This window comes from Mesorhizobium sp. M1322 (assembly GCF_040318085.1).
GTDB lineage: Bacteria > Pseudomonadota > Alphaproteobacteria > Rhizobiales > Rhizobiaceae > Mesorhizobium.
Window position 1 is genome coordinate 1 of the sequence record NZ_JAMYLP010000036.1, and the last position, 19772, is coordinate 19772.

Genomic DNA, 19772 nt, shown 5'->3' on the forward strand with positions numbered 1-19772 from the left:
TGTTCATTCGGACCCTCCGGTGAGTGCTGAAGCCTGGTAACTCCAGTCTCCCCGGTCCGGTCCGAATGGACAACCTCCCGAAAGCTCACAGCTAGCGAGCGTTCATGCCTTACGACCAGAAGAAAATCGTCGAAGCCTTGCGCGCCTTCGAACGCGGCGAGATCGTCGTCGTCATGGACGATGACGGGCGCGAGAACGAGGGCGACCTGATCGTCGCCGCCGTTCACTGCACGCCGGAAAAGATGGCGTTCATCGTCCGCAACACCTCCGGAATCGTCTGCACGCCGATGCCGCGCGAGGAAGCCAAGCGCCTGAATCTTTCGCCGATGGTCGCCGACAATGATTCGGCCCACACCACCGCCTTCACCGTCAGCGTCGATTTCAAGCACGGCACCACAACAGGCATTTCGGCCGACGACCGCACATTGACCGTGCGCAACCTTGCCAACGGCAATGTCGGCGCGTCGGATTTCGTCCGCCCCGGCCACATCTTTCCGCTGATTGCGCGCGAAGGCGGCGTGCTGATGCGTTCGGGCCATACCGAAGCCGCGGTCGATTTGTGCAAGCTTGCCGGCCTGCCGCCGGTCGGCGTCATTTCCGAGCTGGTCAATGATGATGGCACCGTGATGCGCGGCCCGCAGGTACAGGCCTTCGCCGAAAAGAACGGTTTGAAGCAGATTTCGGTCGCTGACCTGATCGCCTATCGCCAGCGCAAGGAAACGCTGGTCGAGCGTGTCGCGTGTTCGGACATCGATACGCCTGGCGGCAAGGCGCAGGTCTTCACCTACACGCTGCCCTGGGACTCGATGCACCATGTGGCGATCGTCTTCGGCGACATCCGTGACGGCGAGGAAGTGCCGGTGCGGCTGCATTCCGAGGACGTGGTGACGGACGTCTTCGGTACCAGCCACAGGCTGGACGGCATCATGAAATCGATGGGCGAGCGCCGACGCGGCGTCATCGTCTATCTGCGCGAAGGCTCAGTCGGCGTCGCCCATCAGGAGCGCAACCGACCGGCTGCCGGCGACCGCGAGGACCATGAAGAGGCGCGCCGCCGCGAAAGCGAATGGCGCGAGATCGGCCTTGGCGCGCAAATCCTGAAGGATCTGGGCATTTCTTCGATCAACCTGATCGCCTCGCGCGAACGCCACTATGTCGGCCTCGAGGGCTTCGGCATCCACATCGCCAAGACCGAGATTCTTTAGACCACTGAGGCAATCGGGATGAGCTTCGAGGCATATCTCAGTTGTTTTGAAAACGGCGAGCAGAGCCATTTCCCGACGTCGACGGTGAGCGAAGCCTTCGCGCCGTTCATCACCAGCCGCGATCCTGAATTCTCACGCTGGACCGTTACCTATCAGGACTCTTCGTCGGCATTGGACCAAACCGAGCTTTATCTGGATCTCGACCCGAATGACGCGTTGCGGTGTTCCGGGTTCACGGTGGCGCGCCCGACTTCCGATGGTCGCCTGTTCGATTCGCTCCTGAGAATTCTCCAGACAACCAACTCGACCATCTATTGTTCCGGCGAGTGTCCGCCAATGGTCGGACATGCCGAAGCAATTGCCCATTTGAACTCTGAATTGGTCGAGGCACTGGGAACCCCGGTCGTCGTCCTGAACGGAAACGAGATTAGGGCTCGGTTGGAAAGATCGTAAATTCCAGCTCCGGCATTCGTCGCCCATCCATCTTTCGAACCTGATTGCCTGAAATGCGGCGTCACGGCGCATGCCGAGGACGCCTTGAGCCGCCTTGGCTAGTGTGATTGTGACGCCGCGAGCTTGGCTGCAGCGCACGTAAAACCGTGCTGCTCCGAATGGGCTGCGCATCGGCATTCATGAAGCTCACGCATAAGAGCATGCGGAATTGAGCCCCTAATCGCGAGCGCTGCTCAAACTATCTTTCCCCTTGGGACACCTCTGTCCCGATCGCGACGACCAACAGGACGTTGCCGAAAATCTGCACGCCTTCAGCAGCCATTGATGTGCTCGCTCTGACAGAGAAGAGGATCAAAAGCGACATGACGACCTCCGGAGACTTTAGTATCACCAGACGGTATCTGTTGATGGCAGGAGCCGCTTCCGCGGCGATGACCGCGGCGCCATCCGTGGCGAACGCTCAAGCTCGCGATGTGCGTTCCGCCGTCGGCGAGCCTGCCATGTCGAAAGTGGCCATCACCGTGAACGGCCAGGCCCGCGAACTGGACCTCGATACGCGCACCACGCTGCTCGATGCGTTGCGCGAGCACCTGCATCTCACCGGCACCAAGAAGGGCTGCGATCATGGCCAGTGCGGCGCCTGCACGGTGATGGTCGACGGCCAACGGATCAATTCATGCCTGACGCTCGCGGTGATGCACGAAGGCGACACCGTCACCACCATCGAAGGGCTCGGCACGCCGGAGAACCTGCACGCGATGCAGGCCGCCTTCGTCAAGCATGACGGTTATCAGTGCGGCTATTGCACGCCCGGGCAGATCTGCTCCGCCGTGGCGGTGCTCGCCGAGATAGAGGCCGGCATTCCGAGCCATGTGAGCGAAGATCTGACCGCGGCACCGCAGGCAACTGCCGGCGAGCTGCGCGAGCGGATGAGCGGCAACATCTGCCGTTGCGGCGCCTATTCCAACATAGTTGAGGCGATAACCGAAGTCGCCGGGAGGCCGGCATGAGATCCTTCACCTATGAGCGCGCGAGCTCACCCGCCGAAGCTGCCGCTGCAGCGGCGAGCACGCAAGGCGCCAAGTTCATTGCCGGCGGCACCAACCTGCTCGATTTGATGAAGCTCGAAATCGAAACGCCGACGCACCTGATCGATGTGAACGGCCTGGCGCTCGACAAGATCGAAACGACGACCGAGGGTGGGATGCGCATCGGCGCCCTGGTGAGCAACACCGATCTCGCCGCTGACGAGCGCGTGCGACGCGACTACGGCCTGCTCTCTCGCGCGCTGCTCGCCGGCGCCTCGGGCCAACTGCGCAATAAGGCGACCACCGCGGGCAACCTGCTGCAGCGCACGCGTTGCCCCTATTTCTACGACACCAACCAGCCATGCAACAAACGCAAGCCCGGCAGCGGGTGCGCGGCGATTGGCGGGTTCAGCCGTCAGTATGCCGTGATCGGCGCAAGCGATGCCTGTATCGCGACGCACCCGAGCGATATGGCAGTGGCGATGCGCGCGCTCGATGCGACCGTGGAGACGGTGCGCCCCGACGGCACGGCGCGGAGCATACCCATCGCTGAATTCCACCGGCTGCCCGGCGACACGCCGCATGTCGAGAACGTACTCGTGCCCGGCGAGTTGATCACCGCAGTCACGCTGCCCAGACCGGTGGGCGGAACGCAGATCTATCACAAGGCGCGCGACCGGGCTTCCTATGCCTTCGCACTGGTCTCGGTCGGCGCAATCGTACAGCGCGACGGCACCGGGCACATCGCTGTCGGCGGCGTGGCGCACAAGCCGTGGCGTGTCGAGGCAGCTGAGACCGAGATGCCGCGCGGCGCCAGGGCCGTGAGTGCGCAACTGCTCGCCGATGCCAGGCCGACGCATGAAAATGCATTCAAGCTGCCGCTGGTCGAGCGCACGCTCGCTGCGGTTCTGGCGGAAGCAAGGAGCTGATTCATGAGATTCGATACCCCCGCTACGACGAACCCGATCGACCAGCTCAAGGTCGTCGGCAAGCCTACCGACCGGATCGACGGTCCGCTCAAGACCACAGGCACCGCGCCCTATGCCTATGAATGGCACGATGTCGTACCCAACCAGGCCTATGGCTATGTGGTCGGCTCGGCCATCGCCAAGGGCCGGATCGCCTCGATCGATCTGACCCATGCCAAGGCCGCGCCAGGCGTGCTGGCCATCGTCACGGCTGAAAACGCCGGCAAACTCGGCAAGGGTGACTGGAACACAGCCAAGCTGCTCGGCGGTCCCGACATCCAGCATTATCATCAAGCGATTGCGCTCGTCGTCGCCGAGACGTTCGAACAGGCGCGCGCCGCGGCGCAGTCGCTCCGCGTCGACTATATCAGGGCCCAGGGCGCGTTCGACCTCGCGAGCGCCAAGGATTCCGCGGTCGTGCCGGAGGCCACGCCTGATACTGCGGTCGGCGACTTCGTCAGCGTCTTTGCCAGTGCGCCGGTCCAGCTTGATGCGACCTACACCACACCCGATCAAGGGCACGCGATGATGGAGCCGCATGCATCGATGGCCGCGTGGGACGGGGACAAGCTCACGCTTTGGACGTCAAACCAGATGATCGCCTGGAGTACGGGGGACATGGCCAAGACCCTCGGCATCCCCAAGGAGAACATTCGCCTTATCTCGCCGTTCATCGGCGGCGGCTTTGGCGGCAAGCTGTTCGTGCGATCCGATGCGGTGCTTGCAGCCCTTGGCGCACGCGCCGCCCGGCGGCCGGTGAAGGTGGCGCTTGCGCGACCTTTTATGTTCAACAACACCACGCATCGACCGGCAACGATCCAGCGTATCCGCATTGGCGCGACCCGCGACGGCAAGATCACCGCGATCGGTCATGAAAGCTGGTCTGGCGACCTGCCCGGCGGCGGGCCAGAGAATGCGGTTCAGCAGACCAGCTTGCTCTATGCCGGCGCCAACCGCATGACCGCCACGCGGCTTGCCGTACTCGACTTGCCTGAAGGCAATGCGATGCGTGCGCCGGGTGAAGCGCCGGGCTTGATGGCTCTCGAGATCGCGATGGACGAGATGGCGGAAAAGCTCGACATCGATCCGATCGAATTCCGCATTCTCAACGATACCCAGGTCGATCCTTCGAACCCGGATCGCCGGTTCTCGCAGCGCCAGCTGGTCGAGTGCCTGCGCACCGGCGCCGAACGCTTCGGCTGGAAGACACGCGACGTCCAGACCGGCGGCACCATGACGGGCCGGGTCCGCGAGGGGCGCTGGCTGATTGGTGCGGGTGTTGCCGCGGGTTTTCGCAACAACCTTCTGACGACGTCTGCCGCGCGCGTTCGTCTCGATCGTCCTGGCACCGTAACTGTCGAGACCGACATGACCGATATAGGCACCGGCAGCTACACGATCATCGCCCAGACGGCGGCGGAGATGATGGGCGTGCCGCTCGACAAGGTGGTGGTGCGGCTCGGCGACTCGATCTTCCCGGTTTCGGCCGGCTCGGGTGGACAATGGGGCGCCAACAACTCGACATCAGGCGTTTATGCAGCGTGCGTCAAGCTACGCGAGGCGGTGACGCAAAAGCTTGGATTCAACTCCGCCGACGCCGTTTTTGAGGATGGCAATGTCCGCTTGGGCAATCGCAGCGTTTCGCTCGCCGAGGCCGCAGGCGAAGCAGGCCTCGTCGCCGAGGACGCGATAGAATATGGCGACCTCGCCAAACAGTACCAGCAATCGACCTTTGCTGCTCACTTCGTTGAAGTCGGTGTCGACGCTGCAACCGGGGAGATCCGCGTGAGGCGGATGCTCGCTGTTTGCGCGGCCGGTCGCATCCTCAATCCCAAATCGGCGCGCAGCCAGGTCATTGGCGCCATGACCATGGGCGTCGGCGCGGCGCTGATGGAGGAGCTTGCGGTCGACAAGCGCCACGGCTTCTTCGTCAACCATGATCTCGCCGGCTATGAGGTGCCGGTCCATGGGGACATCCCGCACCAGGAGGTGATCTTTCTCGACGAGACCGATCCGATTTCGTCGCCAATGAAGGCCAAAGGCGTCGGCGAGCTCGGCCTCTGCGGGGTCGGCGCGGCGATCGCCAATGCGATCTACAACGCCACGGGCGTGCGCGTGCGCGACTATCCGATCACACTCGACAAGCTGCTTCCGGGTTTGCCCGAGATATGAGCGTGGCTGTCGTTCTCGGGGAGCAATCGTCTTCCCCGCTGCCGCGCCTCGCGACATCCAAGAGCCTCGTCATCGAATGCAAATCTGGATCAGGAATGGAGAATCTCCTCATGAAGAAACTCGCGGCTTCCCTCATGATCTCGTCGCTCGCCGCCTCTGTCGGCGAGGCGCAGGAGCGGCCCGCAGGCCGGATCGCACCGCCGGAGGTCTATGTCGTGGCACCTGGTCTTGGAGATTACACGGACGAGCTTCTGTTCGGCGACGTCTGGCTGCGCGACGAGCTCAAGCCTCGTGATCGCAGCATCGTCACGGTCTCGGCTCTGATTGCGTCGGGTCGGATTGCCCAAGTGGGCGGGCATGTCGGTCGGGCGCTCGACAACGGCGTGACCCCAAGCGAGATCGGCGAGATCATCACCCATCTCGCCTTCTACTCCGGTTGGCCGAACGCCATTTCCGCCGTCAACGAGACAAAGGAGGTTTTCGATAAGCGCGGGATCGAGCCGGTTGCGGCCGAGGCGGGGCAGCCACTGGAACTCGATCCAGCTTCCGAGGCGGCAAGGGCAGCGAGCGTCGATACGTCGACCGGCCCTGTCGTTCCGGCGCTCGCGGAATACACCAACCGGGTGCTCTTCGGCGATCTTTGGCGACGGCCGCAAATTTCAGCGCGCGACCGCAGCCTTGTCACCATCGCCGGGCTCATCGCGATGGGCAAAGCCGAGCAACTGCCATTCCATGCAAGCCGCGGGATGGACAATGGCTTGACACGAACCGAGGTCGCCGAGGTTCCGACGCACCTGGCCTATTATGCCGGCTGGCCCAATGCGATGTCGGCGGTGCCAGTCCTGCGCGCGGTGTTCGAGGCTCGCGAAGCCGCTGCGCCAGGGAAAGCGGAAACCCGCGCCAGCGCGCTTACTGTGCAGAGATACGACCCGGAGGCCGCGGCCGCTGGATCACCTGAAAACTTCACTGGCTCCGTGCGGGTCGAGTCGCGGTTTCAAGCCGAAGAGCCGGCGCGAGTCGGCGGGGCGACGGTGAGCTTCGAGCCAGGCGCACGCACAGCCTGGCATACGCATCCGCTTGGCCAGACGCTGATCGTCACCTCGGGTTGTGGCTGGGTACAAATCGAAGGCGGGCCGATCAAGGAGGTGAGGCCTGGGGATGTGGTGAATATCCCGCCAAATGTCCGCCACTGGCATGGCGCCTCGAAGGGGGCCTCCATGACCCACGTGGCCGTGGCGGAATCCCTCAATGGTAGTGCCGTCACCTGGATGGAGCAGGTGACGGACGACCAGTATGCCCGCGGCCCCGAAGCCGCCGATCCGTGCCGCGGCTGATTTGCTGTGCCGTGTCGGCCTTCAGGGCGTCGCACCAGAGGCGGGCGGTCGTCTACGCCTTCGAAAAGAGGACGTCCGGCCCCGCTCGGGACCGGACGCATGGAGACTATTCAGCAGGAACCGCGGCTGCGTCGCATGCGGAGGTGTCGCAATCCGCCGTGGCAAGGCTGCGCTGGCCGGCGAGCACGATAACCAGTGCGATTGCGCCCGCCGCCACTGACACCAGGAACCCGCTCTGTGCGCCGAAGGCGTCCACCACCCATCCGGCGGCGAAGGAGCCGAGCGCCATGCCGATGCCTATGCCGGTCATGACCCAGGTGACGCCCTCGGTCAGCATCGCCTCCGGCACGCGCCGCTCGATCAGGCCGAATGCCGTGATGAAGGTCGGCGAGATCGCCACGCCGCTAACGAAGACGGCCAGCGCCAGAAGAGGCACCGTGTCGGCGACGAGCAGCGGCAGCGTGGTGAGGGCGATGATGGCGATGGCGATGGCAAGCTGAATTTGCAGCGGTGTTTTCAGGTTCAGGGCGCCGGTGATGATGCCGCCGACGAACGATCCGCGGGCGTAGACGCCGATGACGAGGCTGGCGGCGCCCGGCTGGCCGAGCTCTTTGGTGATCGCCACGGTGCTCACCTCGGTGGTTGCGAAGGTCGCGCCAATGAAGATCAGGGCCAAGGTGATGATTTGGACCGGCCGCAGGCGGATTGCCGAGCCGTGCGAGCCCTGGTCGACCGGTCGCACTCGCGGCTCGGTCGAGCCCTGCAGGATGAAGGCTGTCGAGCCGAAGGCGAGGAACAACGTGCTCGCCAACATTCCCGCTTCCGGGAAAAGGGCGACGCTCAGGCCCACCGATAGCGATGCCCCGGCGATGTAGACCAGCTCGTCGGCCGCCGACTCGAAGGCGAACGCGGTGTTCATCTCGGGGCGATCCCGGAAGAGCTCTGTCCAGCGCGCGCGCACCATTGCGGGGATGCTGGGCATTGCGGCGGCCAGCAGCGCTGACACAAACAGTGTCCATATTGACCAGTCCTGATTGGCCGCCGCAATCAGCACCACGAAAGCGAGCACGGAAATGACGGTGGTGGGCACCACAATCCGCGCTTGGCCGAGGCGGTCCACCAGCCGCGATATCTGCGGCGCGACAAAAGCGTTGGCCAGCGCATATGTCGCGGAGACGGCGCCGGCCAGCCAGTACTCGCCGTGCGTCTGCGACAGCATCGCGACGATCCCGATCGGAGCCATGGCCATCGGCATCCGGGCGACGAAGCCGGCTGCGGCGAAGCCCTTGGCTCCCCTTGCCTTGAAGATTTCGCGATAGGGATTGGGCATGAGAACACTCCTGGATTTTTGAGGCCGAGCCACTTATATACGTGGCGTATGCAAATCAGAATGACATACGACGCGTATGTCAATTAATATACGAGACGTATGTGAAGGGACGAGCGAATGGGGCACAAACCGCGCAAGGAGATGATCGCGGAGACCCGCGCCAAACTGGTCGCGGCGGCGCGCCATGCCTTTGGCAGTGTCGGCTATGCCGAGGCGTCGATGGACGACTTCACCGCATCGGCCGGGCTGACGCGCGGCGCGCTCTATCATCACTTCGGCGACAAGAAGGGCCTTCTCCAGGCGGTCATCGCCGAGATCGACGCGGAAATGTTCGCCCGGCTGAAGATCGTTTCGGCTAGGGCGGACACACTCTGGCAGGGCTTTGTCGACGAATGCACCGCTTATATCGAGATGGCGCTGGAGCCGGAGATCCAGCGCATTGTCCTTCGCGATGGACCGGCGGTGCTCGGCGATCCTTCGCAATGGCCGAGCCAGAATGAGTGCATCCGCTCGATGAGCGAGAACCTTCAAAAGCTGAGGGACGAGGGAACCATCGTTGCCGTTGATCCCGAAGCCGCAGCAAGGTTGGTCAGCGGCGCCTCGCTACATGCTGCGCAGTGGATCGCAAATTCGGAGGATCCCGAAGCGACGTCGAAAAAGGCGGTGAAAGCCTTCAACGTGCTTCTCGAGGGATTGCTCAAGCAAGGCCGCAGGATTGGCAGTCCGCAAGCACCGGCTGAGATTGACAAATCGCTGGCCTGAGTTTGTTCAAGACCATCGAAGGCCAGGTGCCCGACCTGGCGGCTGGTCGAGCCTCGGTCGGCGGCTCGCGCCGGACCCAACCAGCGCCCAACATCCAAACCCTGTTGAACGTCTGCCTTTGGCCGTGCCAAAAACATGGTCAATGCCGCCGGGCACGCCTATATCGGGGGCATGGTTACAAGGCTTTATACCCACCCGATCTTTCTCGAGCACATAACGCCGCCCGGTCATCCGGAGCGGCCGGACCGCCTGCGCGCCATCGAACGGGTGCTCGACGACGAAGCCTTTGCGGGCCTTGATCGTGCCGAGGCGCCCGAAGGCGACGAGGCTACCATTCTCTACGCACATCCGCAGGAATTCGTCGAACGGGTCCGCGCCACGATACCGGACACCGGTATCGCGCGCGTCGACGCCGACACCACCGCCAGCCCGAAAAGCTGGCAGGCGGCCGTGACGGCGATCGGCGCTGCCAACGCCGCTGTCGACGATGTCTTTCGGGGCAACGTCGCCAATGTCTTTGTCGCCGCCCGGCCGCCCGGCCACCACGCCGAAAAGACGACGTCCATGGGCTTCTGCCTGTTCAACACCGCGGCGATCGCGGCGCGCTACGCGCAAAGGCAGCACCAGGCGGAGCGCGTCGCCATCGTCGACTGGGACGTGCATCACGGCAATGGCACGCAGGATATTTTCTGGGACGATCCGTCGGTGCTCTATTGCTCGACGCACCAGATGCCGCTTTATCCCGGAACTGGAGCCGTGAGCGAAACGGGCGCCGGCAACATCGTAAACGCGCCGCTGGCGCCGCAGACCGGCAGCGAGGTTTTCCGAGACGCTTTCCTGTCGCGTATCTTGCCGGCGCTCGACAATTTCGTGCCCGACCTCATCATAATTTCCGCCGGCTTCGACGCGCACCACCGCGATCCGCTGGCCGAGATCAACTTGACCGAGGACGATTTCGACTGGGCAACCGGCCAGCTGATGCAGCGCGCCGGTCGCCACAGCGACAACCGGCTCGTCAGCCTGCTCGAGGGCGGCTACGATCTGCAGGGATTGGCATTTTCAGTCGCCGCCCATGTCGGGCGACTGATGAAAGGATAGACGATGGCTGGTGAGACCAACGAAGACGTCAAGGCAATGAGCTTCGAGCAGGCGCTCGACGCGCTGGAGAAAATCGTCGATGATCTGGAGCGCGGCGACGTGCCGCTCGACCAGTCGATCCGCATCTATGAGCGCGGCGAGGCGCTGAAGGTGCATTGCGATCGGCTGCTCAAAGCGGCCGAGGACAAGGTCGAGAAGATCAGACTTTCGCGCGACGGCAAGCCGGTGGGTACAGAGCCGCTGGACGCGGAGTAAGTCGCGGTCTCGAACGACAATTTCGCCTTGCGGCTTTTGGACATGATCATGATTGCGGATAAAATCCGTCCCGTTTGAAAACGGCTCCAGGACGAGAGGAGATTGCGAACGATGTGCAGAAACATCAAGACCCTGTTCAATTTCGATCCGCCGGCAACCAATGACGAGGTCCGCGATGCCGCACTCCAGTTTGTCCGCAAGCTGAGCGGAACGACGCGGCCGTCGAAACAGAACCAGCATGCGTTCGACCACGCCGTCGAGGCCATAGCCGCGTCGGCGCGCGAATTGCTAGACAGCCTCGAGACGACACAGCATCCGCGCAATCGCGAAGAGGTGGCGGTCAAGGCGAAAGCCAAATCTGCACTCCGCTTCGCCTGAGAAAGACCGCATGAGCTTCTTCCCCGGAAACGACCCTCTGCCCGGTGATGCCTTCGCCAGCGACCAGATCGAACTGATGGTTATTCCGAACGCTAAGGACATTGGCGGTTTTCAGGTTCGCCGTGCCTTGCCGACCGCCAGGCGTCGGATGGTCGGTCCCTTCATCTTCTTCGATCGCATGGGCCCGGCGATTTTGCGGGTCGGCCAGGCGCTCGATGTCCGTCCGCATCCGCACATCGGCCTGTCGACGGTGACTTACCTGTTCGACGGCAAGATCAGGCATCGCGATTCGCTCGGCACCGAAATGGTAATCCAGCCCGGCGACGTGAATTTGATGACCGCCGGCCGCGGTATCGTCCATTCCGAGCGTACGCCACAGGAGCTGCGCGGCGCGCCGATGTCGGTTTCCGGCCTGCAGACATGGCTGGCGCTGCCCGACGATAAGGAGGAGGTCGCCCCAGTCTTCGAGAATACGGCGGCAATGCGTCTGCCAGAGATCGACGCCGAAGGCGTCAGTGGGCGCGTCGTCATCGGCGCATTTTCCGGGCTGCGATCTCCCGTCATGACCGCTTCCGACACGCTCTATGCAGACCTCAGCCTGGCGCCCGGCGCCAGCGTGAAAATCCCTGCCGATGCCGAGGAGCGCGCCATCTATACGTTGGAAGGCGAGGTTTCGATATCCGGTGACCGCTTTCCGGCAGAGCGGCTGCTGGTGTTCCGGCCTGGCGACGAGATCGTCGTGTCGTCGCAGGGTGGAGCGCATTTCATGCTGTTCGGCGGCGCCTCACTCGGCTCCAAGCGCTACATCTGGTGGAATTTCGTGTCATCGTCGAAGGAACGCATCGAACAGGCCAAAGAAGAGTGGAAGACAGGCCGCTTCGATATCGTTCCTGGGGACGAAGAAGAGTTCATTCCTCTGCCGGACAATTAGAGCGCCGCGCGTGGTTTTGGACACGCAAAGGAAACCTTAACACTTTGAATCTGGCCCGCGTCACTCACACGCATTTACATTCGCCGGCCAGCGGCCTATTTCGCACGTGAATAAAAAGCGGGCCCTACGACCAGTGAACGCAAAGCTCCATACGCCCCTTCTCGACAAGGTCCGCATCCCGGCCGACCTCAGGACGCTTGACGAACGTGATCTGCCGCAGTTGGCATCGGAGCTTCGCACCGAGTTGATCGACGCCGTGTCCCACACCGGCGGACATCTCGGTGCTGGTCTTGGCGTGGTCGAACTGACGGTGGCATTGCACTATGTCTTCAACACGCCAGACGACCGGCTGATCTGGGATGTTGGTCACCAGGCCTATCCGCACAAGATCCTGACCGGCCGCCGCGACCGAATCCGCACGCTGCGGCAAGAGGGCGGCCTGTCCGGCTTCACCCAGCGCGCCGAGAGCGAATACGATCCGTTCGGCGCCGCCCACTCCTCGACGTCCATTTCCGCCGGCCTCGGCATGGCAATGGCACGCGATCTCTCAAATGGCCGCAACAATGTCATTGCCGTTATCGGCGATGGGGCCATGTCGGCCGGCATGGCCTATGAGGCGATGAACAATGCTGGCGCGCTCGATGCCCGTCTGATCGTCATCCTCAACGACAACGACATGTCGATCGCTCCGCCGACCGGCGCAATGAGCGCCTATCTGGCCCGCCTTGCCTCGGGCAAGGCCTATCTGGGCTTGCGCGATTTCGGCAAGAAGCTGACCTCCTATCTCGGCGAGCGCGCCGATCGCGCCATCAAGCGGGCGGTCGAGCATGCGCGCGGCTACGTCACCGGCGGCACGCTGTTCGAGGAAATGGGTTTCTACCACATCGGCCCGATCGACGGTCACAATCTCGAGCACCTGATCCCGGTGCTGAAGAACGTCCGCGACAATGCCGACGGCCCGGTGCTGATCCACGTCGTGACCCAGAAGGGCAAGGGCTATGGACCGGCAGAGGCGGCCGCCGACAAATATCACGGCGTCAACAAATTCGACGTCATTACCGGCGCGCAAGCCAAGGCGCCGGCCAACGCGCCGAGCTACACGAAGGTCTTTGCCGAAAGCCTGATCCAGGAAGGCCGGGAAGACGATCGCATCGTCGCCATCACCGCCGCCATGCCGAACGGTACCGGCCTCGACCTCTTCGGCGAGGCGTTCCCGTCGAGGACCTTCGATGTCGGCATCGCCGAGCAACACGCGGTGACCTTCGCCGCCGGCCTTGCCACGGAAGGCTTCAAACCTTTCGCTGCGATCTATTCGACCTTCCTGCAGCGCGCCTACGACCAGGTCGTTCATGACGTCGCGATCCAAAAACTGCCGGTGCGCTTTCCGATCGATCGCGCCGGCTTCGTCGGTGCCGACGGGGCGACCCATTGCGGCGCCTTCGATACGACTTTTTTGGCGACGCTGCCCGGTTTCGTCGTCATGGCCGCGGCGGACGAGGCGGAACTGCGCCACATGGTGCGCACGGCGGCAAGCTATGATGAAGGCCCCATCGCGTTCCGCTACCCGCGCGGCAACGGTGTCGGCGTCGACCTGCCGGAGCGTGGCTCGGTTCTCGAAATCGGCAAGGGCCGTATCGTCAGGGAGGGCACCAAGGTTGCGCTGCTTTCCTTCGGCACGCGGCTGCAGGATTGCCTGGCTGCGGCCGAGGAACTCGGCGCCGCAGGGCTTTCCACCACGGTCGCCGATGCTCGTTTCGCCAAGCCGCTCGACGAGGATCTGATCCGGCGGCTGGCGCGCTCGCACGAGGTCCTGGTAACGGTGGAAGAGGGCGCGGTCGGCGGCTTCGCCAGCCACGTGCTGCAATTCCTGGCCCATGAAGGGCTGCTGGAAAACGGCCTAAAGGTACGCCCGCTCGTGTTGCCGGACGCATTCACAGATCACGCCAAGCCCGAAAAGATGTATGCCGACGCCGGGCTGGATGCCGCCGGCATCGTGCGCACCGTCTTCGTGGCGCTGGGACACACCGCCAGCGCGCAAAGCGCCTGAATCAAAATCTCAACGGCTTGCATCAGCTTGTCGACAGGCGGTCATAACTGACTGTTTGTGTTGTCATCTTGGCTTTCGCCTACGGTGCATCATGAGGCCGCGATGACACCTTTGATGCAAGGGCTTTCATCGTTTCCGCTATCACCTCCGTGACATGCCTCGTCCGGTCAATGCCTTCTCCTACCGATATTAGGAGGACCTGATTTAGTGTGATGTCGCTGCTATGAGAACCTGCTACCCTGACTCGTCATAAAAACAGGCCCGTCGCGCATGGAACGGAGACTTAGCGCAATACTTGCTGCCGATGTGGTTGGTTACAGCCGGCTCATGGGTCTCGACGAGGGCGGTACGCTTTCGGCGCTCAAGACGCATCGGAGAGAGCTGGTCGATAGCAAGATCGCCGAGCACCAGGGCCGGATCGTGAAACTCACCGGCGACGGCATGCTGGTGGAGTTCCAGAGCGTGGTGAACGCGGTCGCCTGCGCGACTGATATCCAGCGCAGGATGCGCGAGCGCAACGCCGACGTGCAAGAGGAGCGCCGCATCGAATTTCGCATCGGCATCAATCTTGGCGACATTATCTTCGATGACAACGACATCTATGGCGACGGCGTCAACGTGGCGGCGCGAATTGAAACTATTGCTCGGCCCGGCGGCGTCGCAATCTCGGGCACGGTTCGCGATCATCTCGGCAAGAATCTTGACCTCGACTTCGAGGACACGGGGGAACATGAACTCAAGAACATCGACCGGCCCGTCAGAGTCTACCATGTCGCACTCGCCGCGCCTTTTCGCTTCGAGGATAGCGCGGTGACAGCAGCGCCTGAAATGCGCGTGAAGGAAAAACCTTCAATCGCCGTCTTGCCGTTCACAAATATGAGCGGCGACCCCGAGCAGGAGTATTTCTCCGACGGAATTACCGAAGACATCATCACCGACCTGTCGAAAATCTCTGGCCTGCACGTCCTCGCCCGCAACACGGTATTCACCTACAAGGGCAAGCCGGTGAAGGTGCAGCAAGTTGCGCGGGAACTCGGCGTCAAATTCGTGCTCGAGGGGAGTGTACGCAAGGCCGGTCAGCGCGTCCGCATCACGGGACAGCTTATCGACGGGGCGGATGGTGGCCACGTGTGGGCCGATCGGTATGACCGTGAACTCACAGACATCTTCGCTATCCAGGACGAGATCACTCACACCATTGTCGATCAGCTCAAGGTCAAGCTGCTGCCGGCCGAAAAAAAGGCGATCAAGGCGGCTCCCACTGATAACGTCGAGGCTTATACGTACTATCTAAGGGGAAGAGAGTTTTTCCACCGGACGTCCAAGACCTACTATGTGCTGGCGAAGCGGATGTTCGGCAAGGCAATCGAGCTCGATCCGCTTTATGCGCGCGCCTATGCGGGCATCGCTGACTGCGACTCCTTTCTATTCCTCTATTACGACGAGAAGGTCTCCCTCGAGAGCATTCTCGCCAACAGCGGCAAGGCGCTCGATATCGAAAGTGGGCTGGCCGAAGCACACGCGTCGCGTGGTCTCGCTTTCTCGGTTAGCCAAAAATATCAGGAGGCCGAAAATGAGTTCGAACAGGCTATCGCAAGTGATCCCAATCTGTTCGAAGCGCACTATTTCTACGCGCGCGCCTGCTATGCGCAAGGCGAGTTCAAGCGGGCTGCCCACCATTACGAACGGGCCGCCGAGATCAAGCCTGATGACTACCAGTCAGTTCTCCTGCTTATGCAGGTTTATCATTCTCTAGGGCGGCAGGAAGACGAAAGGGATGCAGCCCGCAAAGGCGTCGAACGCGCCGAGCGCGAATTGGCAAAGTATCCTGAGAACCCCCGGCCAGCCTATCTTGGCGCATCTGCCCTCGCCTTCCTTGGAGAAATCGAGCGTGCGAAGGAATGGTCCGCACGTGCTCTGGCCATCGATCCAGACGATATCCTGACCCAATACAACGTCGCCTGCTTCTACTGCATTTTAGGCGAACTTGATCGTGCGCTCGATCTGCTGGAACGCCTGCTACCTGATGCCAACCACGAAACCAAGGCGTGGGTGAAGCAGGATTCTGACTTCACCCCGCTGCACGGGCATCCGCGCTGGCAGCGCGTATTGGGGTTGGCAGCTTAGCCATTGAACTCTGCCTCATAGCGATGAGCGGCCACAGCACTTTGCGGCACAATCGTGTCTCTCAGGGAGGATGAAATAGCCACTAAGCATACCTTTGGCGACGTTTGTGCCAGTGGCGGTCAGGGACCGCTCAGGGTCATGGGCGTGAATTCGGCCGGTCGCGAACGAACCACCGCCAAGGGGTCATCTTCCGCTCTTCCGCACGGTACTGAGTCCACTAGAACCACATATCACGCACGCAGCGACCATCGCGCGGCAGGTCCTCGAATTTATGGAGGCCATCGAAATGGTCGATTGGGAGGTCGGCGACGGCGTCAAGCGGCGCAAGCCTCACATTGACTGCGATCCGAGTGCGACCGGCTCTGGAGCGCAAACCACGCCAGGCCAGAACACAGGCACATGTCGGACAGAACAGAATCTCGAGTGATGGGGCTTCCTTTCCGGCGCGCGTATAAGCACTCGTCGGTCCCGCAATGCGGATGCGTTCGTCAACATAATCGTAAGCCCATAACGCGCCATAGCGGCGGCAAAGCGTGCAATTGCAGGCTGTGATCGAGCCGGGATCGCCCTCCAACGTCCAGTGGGCCGCGCCACAATGGCAGCTTCCGGTCAGCATCCGTCCTCCTCACATTCTGGCAGCAAACGGCATATCGCTCCCAACATTGTGCCGGACCTGGTGCGATATTCAACAGATTGTGGGGCTGCCTGATGCGCTCGCCGCTTTCCGAAGATGTTCGTTGTCGTCGCCAATATCCTTGCCTTCGTGACAGGCTTTCGCCATGAAGGCCGATGAACTCCCCTTTGCCAGCCAGCACGCGCCAGCGGCTCGACGAACTGCTCGTCGCGCGCGGCCTGTTCCCGAGCCGCTCTCGCGCCCGCGACGCGATTGAGCGCGGTACGGTGACGGTCGATGGCGTCATAGCTCGCAAGCCCGGCCAGACCGTCTTGGTTGATTGCCTCATCGCCATCGATGATCCGGCGCAGGGTTACGTGTCGCGCGCTGCGCTGAAGCTGATCGCCGGGCTCGATCATTTCGGTCTCGATCCAGCCGGCAGCGAAGCGCTCGACGTCGGCGCCTCGACCGGAGGCTTCACTCAGGTCTTGCTCGAACGCGGCGCGGAACATGTCACGGCGATCGATGTCGGGCATGGCCAGATGCATCCGGATATCGGTGGTGACCCGCGCGTGACCGTGATCGAGGGATTGAACGCCCGCGATCTCTCAATCACCGATCTTGCCGATCGCATTCCGGATTTCATCGTCTCCGATGTCAGCTTCATCTCGCTCAAACTGGCGCTGCCGCCGGCGCTCGCCATTGCCAGCAGCGGCGCCAGGGCAATATTTCTGGTCAAGCCGCAATTCGAGGCGGGCCGCGAGGCAATCGGCAAGGGCGGCTTGCTGAAAGACCCATACGATGCGGCGCGGGTTGCCGGCCTGCTGCAGGATTGGCTCGACAGCGTCTCGGGCTGGCGCTCGCTGGGACTGCATCTGTCGCCGATCGAAGGCGGCGACGGCAACCGCGAGTTCCTGCTCGCCGGGATCAAGGACGCCAGGGTCGAGAATAAGGGGATCGGAGGCCGATGAACGCGCGCTTCACGATCACAAGGCTGGGCTCCCAGGGCGACGGCGTCGCCGGGACCGAAACCGGCGAGCTTTTCATTCCGTTCACGCTGCCCGGTGAAACCGTCACCGCCGCGCGCGAAAAAGACCGTGCCACGCTGATGGCTGTGCTGGAAGCGTCGCCGCTTCGTATCGATCCCGCCTGCCGGCATTTCACCGAATGCGGCGGCTGCGCCATCCAGCATCTCGAGGTCGAAGCTTATCATCGGTGGAAGCGCGACAAGGTTGCGCATGCGCTCAACAGCAAGGGCGTCACTTGCGACATTGACGAGCTGGTGCCGTGCGCGCCGCAGACGCGCCGGCGCGTCGTGTTCACCGCCCGGCGGAGCGAGGCCGGCATGCTGCTCGGATTCGTTCGGGCGCTGTCGTCCGAAGTCATTCCCATTGAGGAATGCCCGATCTCGTTGCCCGAGATCGTCGCAAAGCTCGACGGTCTGATAGCACTCGCCGAATTGGTTTGCGCAACGACGAAATCGTTCCGCATGACGGTCACAGCGACCGGTTCCGGCCTCGATGTCGCGGTTCACGAGTCCGGCAAGCTCGGCGAGAACCAGCGGCGCGTCGCCTCCAACTTTGTCATCGCTCAGGGATTGGCCAGGCTTTCGATCGATGGCGAGATCATCATCGAACCCAGAAAGCCGGTTGTCACGTTCGGCGGCGTCGCTGTCGCAGTGCCGCCGGGCGCATTCCTGCAGGCCACCGAGGCCGCCGAGCAGGCGATGGCGGAGATTGTCGGCCGGCACCTCGCGCGCGCCAAAAAGGTCGCCGATCTCTTCGCCGGCTGCGGCAGCTTTGCGCTGCGCCTCGCCGCGAAGTCGGAAGTCCATGCGGTGGAGGGCGATGCGGCAGCGCTTTCGGCGCTCGACCGGGCGTTCCGTTTCGCCAGCGGTCTGAAGCGGGTCACCAGCGAACGCCGCGACCTGTTCCGGCGGCCGCTCACTTTCAAGGAGCTGAATGCCTTCGACGGCGTTGTCTTCGATCCGCCCCGCGCCGGCGCCGAGGACCAGTCGAAGCAGATCGCCCGTTCCGATGTGCCGCTCGTCGCCGCGGTGTCCTGCAATCCGGTGACGCTGGCGCGCGACCTGCGCACCCTCATCGACGGCGGCTATGCGCTGAAAAGCGTGACGCCGATCGACCAGTTCTTGTGGTCGCCGCACGTCGAGGCTGTGGCGCTGCTGGAGAAGCCGAGGTGAAGGCGCTAATGCGCGTCGCGTTGAACGGCTTGCGAGACACGCTCTAAATTCTTGTTTTTGCATGTTGCGTTTCCCGACTGAAACGAGCATAATGCACGCTAGGGTAGAGGGAAAGAATAATGTTTTCATCAGGGGTTGTGGCTGAGATTTTGGGCGCCGCTTTGTTCATGGCGGTCACCGGTGCGCTGATCGGCTGGCTTTTGAGAAAGGTCACCCGCATCGGACTGTTGCCATCCTATGCACTTGGCATCGCGGTCATGACATTTGTCGGCGCTGCGCTATATGTGTTCAGCCAGGACGGGGCTGTCGACTACCTGAGTGCCTGGATCAGGCAAGCGATCGGCGGTGTTGTCGGCTTCCTGATCCTCTATGCGACCTCGCGCAGATCTGTCAGCAAGACGTAGCCGCTCGCTCCCGGAGGCCATGCGCTCAAGCCTATCTGTTCCGGATAGCAGTTGAGCTTGAACTATACGCGAGTGAAGAGAGTCCGAAGCGTCAGAAAGTCATCATGAACACCGGAGACTTCGAAGTCCCGGCGCGGTCACAGAGCCTCTCGGCGAGGCGGGTTGCCGAACTGCTCGGCGTCAACCTGACCGAACTGGCCAGCCTGATCGGTGTCACACGTAGCACACTTGCCGCCAACGCCGGCGCACGCAAGGTCGACGCTGCACTCAGTCCCGTCGTTCGCATTCTGTCGATGGCGGGCGAACTGGCCGGCAACGGACAACGCGCGGCGATCTGGTTCAAGCATCAGCCGATTCCCGGCTGGGCGGGAAAGACCGCCTACGATCTCGTTCGCGAGGGTAAGACCGACAAAGTGTTTGCCTATCTGGAGGGAGTCCGCTCCGGCATCTATGCCTGACACCTTCGT

The 19772-nt window shown here is 62.5% G+C and carries 20 protein-coding genes; 17 read left to right on the plus strand and 3 right to left on the minus strand.

Annotated elements, in window-relative coordinates; translation table 11 throughout:
* The first annotated feature begins 104 nt into the window (after positions 1-104).
* Positions 105-1205, plus strand: a complete 1101-nt coding sequence (gene ribB / locus NKH12_RS15395; protein WP_287198540.1) for a 3,4-dihydroxy-2-butanone-4-phosphate synthase — start codon at positions 105-107, stop codon at positions 1203-1205.
* Positions 1206-1223: 18 nt separating this feature from the next.
* Complete coding sequence (locus NKH12_RS15400; protein ID WP_352953911.1) at positions 1224-1658, plus strand: hypothetical protein; 435 nt, start codon at positions 1224-1226, stop codon at positions 1656-1658.
* Positions 1659-1896: 238 nt separating this feature from the next.
* Here NKH12_RS15400 and NKH12_RS15405 read toward each other — a convergent pair whose 3' ends face one another.
* The gene (locus tag NKH12_RS15405) at positions 1897-2022 is read right to left on the minus strand and encodes a hypothetical protein (RefSeq protein WP_352953912.1); all 126 of its coding nucleotides are present in this window, start codon (positions 2020-2022) and stop codon (positions 1897-1899) included.
* Between NKH12_RS15405 and paoA the strand changes: the two genes are divergently transcribed.
* The 4 genes from paoA (at position 2021) to NKH12_RS15425 (ending at position 7160) form a co-directional block, all read left to right on the plus strand.
* Complete coding sequence (paoA, locus tag NKH12_RS15410) at positions 2021-2668, plus strand: aldehyde dehydrogenase iron-sulfur subunit PaoA (RefSeq protein WP_352953913.1); 648 nt, start codon at positions 2021-2023, stop codon at positions 2666-2668. The two genes, NKH12_RS15405 and paoA, sit on opposite strands and share 2 nt — an antisense overlap.
* Entirely contained in the window at positions 2665-3615 is a 951-nt protein-coding gene (locus NKH12_RS15415) for an FAD binding domain-containing protein (RefSeq protein ID WP_352953914.1), read from the plus strand. The genes paoA and NKH12_RS15415 overlap by 4 nt, the downstream gene beginning before the upstream one ends.
* Positions 3616-3618: 3 nt before the next feature.
* On the plus strand, positions 3619-5826 hold the full coding sequence (gene paoC / locus NKH12_RS15420) for an aldehyde oxidoreductase molybdenum-binding subunit PaoC (RefSeq protein WP_352953915.1): 2208 nt from the start codon (positions 3619-3621) through the stop codon (positions 5824-5826).
* Between the two features lie 110 nt (positions 5827-5936).
* Positions 5937-7160: a (R)-mandelonitrile lyase gene (locus NKH12_RS15425; protein WP_352953916.1), complete on the plus strand. Its 1224-nt coding sequence runs from the start codon at positions 5937-5939 to the stop codon at positions 7158-7160.
* Between the two features lie 106 nt (positions 7161-7266).
* On the opposite strand, the gene NKH12_RS15430 is transcribed toward NKH12_RS15425, so the two are convergent.
* Positions 7267-8490, minus strand: a complete 1224-nt coding sequence (locus NKH12_RS15430) for an MFS transporter (protein ID WP_352953917.1) — start codon at positions 8488-8490, stop codon at positions 7267-7269.
* Between the two features lie 117 nt (positions 8491-8607).
* Here NKH12_RS15430 and NKH12_RS15435 point away from each other — a divergent pair, with 117 nt between their 5' ends.
* The 7 genes from NKH12_RS15435 (at position 8608) to NKH12_RS15465 (ending at position 16088) form a co-directional block, all read left to right on the plus strand.
* On the plus strand, positions 8608-9252 hold the full coding sequence (locus NKH12_RS15435) for a TetR/AcrR family transcriptional regulator (protein WP_352953918.1): 645 nt from the start codon (positions 8608-8610) through the stop codon (positions 9250-9252).
* Between the two features lie 171 nt (positions 9253-9423).
* Positions 9424-10350, plus strand: a complete 927-nt coding sequence (locus NKH12_RS15440; RefSeq protein ID WP_352953964.1) for a histone deacetylase family protein — start codon at positions 9424-9426, stop codon at positions 10348-10350.
* A gap of 3 nt (positions 10351-10353) precedes the next feature.
* Entirely contained in the window at positions 10354-10605 is a 252-nt protein-coding gene (locus NKH12_RS15445) for an exodeoxyribonuclease VII small subunit (RefSeq protein ID WP_029355594.1), read from the plus strand.
* Between the two features lie 111 nt (positions 10606-10716).
* Positions 10717-10983 carry a DUF2277 domain-containing protein gene (locus tag NKH12_RS15450; protein ID WP_352953919.1) on the plus strand — a complete coding sequence of 89 codons (267 nt, stop codon included), beginning with the start codon at positions 10717-10719 and terminating at the stop codon, positions 10981-10983.
* Positions 10984-10993: 10 nt separating this feature from the next.
* A complete protein-coding gene (locus NKH12_RS15455; protein ID WP_352953920.1) occupies positions 10994-11914 on the plus strand; it encodes a pirin family protein in 921 nt (306 codons plus the stop codon).
* A gap of 133 nt (positions 11915-12047) precedes the next feature.
* Entirely contained in the window at positions 12048-13961 is a 1914-nt protein-coding gene (gene dxs / locus NKH12_RS15460) for a 1-deoxy-D-xylulose-5-phosphate synthase (RefSeq protein WP_352953922.1), read from the plus strand.
* 270 nt (positions 13962-14231) lie between these two features.
* Entirely contained in the window at positions 14232-16088 is a 1857-nt protein-coding gene (locus NKH12_RS15465; RefSeq protein ID WP_352953923.1) for an adenylate/guanylate cyclase domain-containing protein, read from the plus strand.
* Between the two features lie 217 nt (positions 16089-16305).
* Here the strand turns inward: NKH12_RS15465 and NKH12_RS15470 are convergent, their stop codons facing one another.
* Positions 16306-16704 carry a GFA family protein gene (locus tag NKH12_RS15470; RefSeq protein ID WP_352953924.1) on the minus strand — a complete coding sequence of 133 codons (399 nt, stop codon included), beginning with the start codon at positions 16702-16704 and terminating at the stop codon, positions 16306-16308.
* Between the two features lie 173 nt (positions 16705-16877).
* Between NKH12_RS15470 and NKH12_RS15475 the strand changes: the two genes are divergently transcribed.
* The 4 genes from NKH12_RS15475 to NKH12_RS15490 all read left to right on the plus strand — a co-directional run bounded on the left by NKH12_RS15475 (position 16878) and on the right by NKH12_RS15490 (position 19763).
* Positions 16878-17672, plus strand: coding sequence for a TlyA family RNA methyltransferase (locus NKH12_RS15475; protein ID WP_352953925.1), 795 nt, complete (start codon positions 16878-16880; stop codon positions 17670-17672).
* Entirely contained in the window at positions 17669-18901 is a 1233-nt protein-coding gene (locus tag NKH12_RS15480) for a class I SAM-dependent RNA methyltransferase (RefSeq protein WP_352953926.1), read from the plus strand. Before NKH12_RS15475 ends, NKH12_RS15480 begins: the two co-directional genes overlap by 4 nt.
* 119 nt (positions 18902-19020) lie before the next feature.
* The gene (locus NKH12_RS15485) at positions 19021-19305 is read left to right on the plus strand and encodes a hypothetical protein (RefSeq protein WP_352953927.1); all 285 of its coding nucleotides are present in this window, start codon (positions 19021-19023) and stop codon (positions 19303-19305) included.
* A 104-nt stretch (positions 19306-19409) separates the two neighbouring features.
* On the plus strand, positions 19410-19763 hold the full coding sequence (locus NKH12_RS15490) for an antitoxin Xre-like helix-turn-helix domain-containing protein (RefSeq protein ID WP_352953928.1): 354 nt from the start codon (positions 19410-19412) through the stop codon (positions 19761-19763).
* Positions 19764-19772 lie beyond the last annotated feature (9 nt).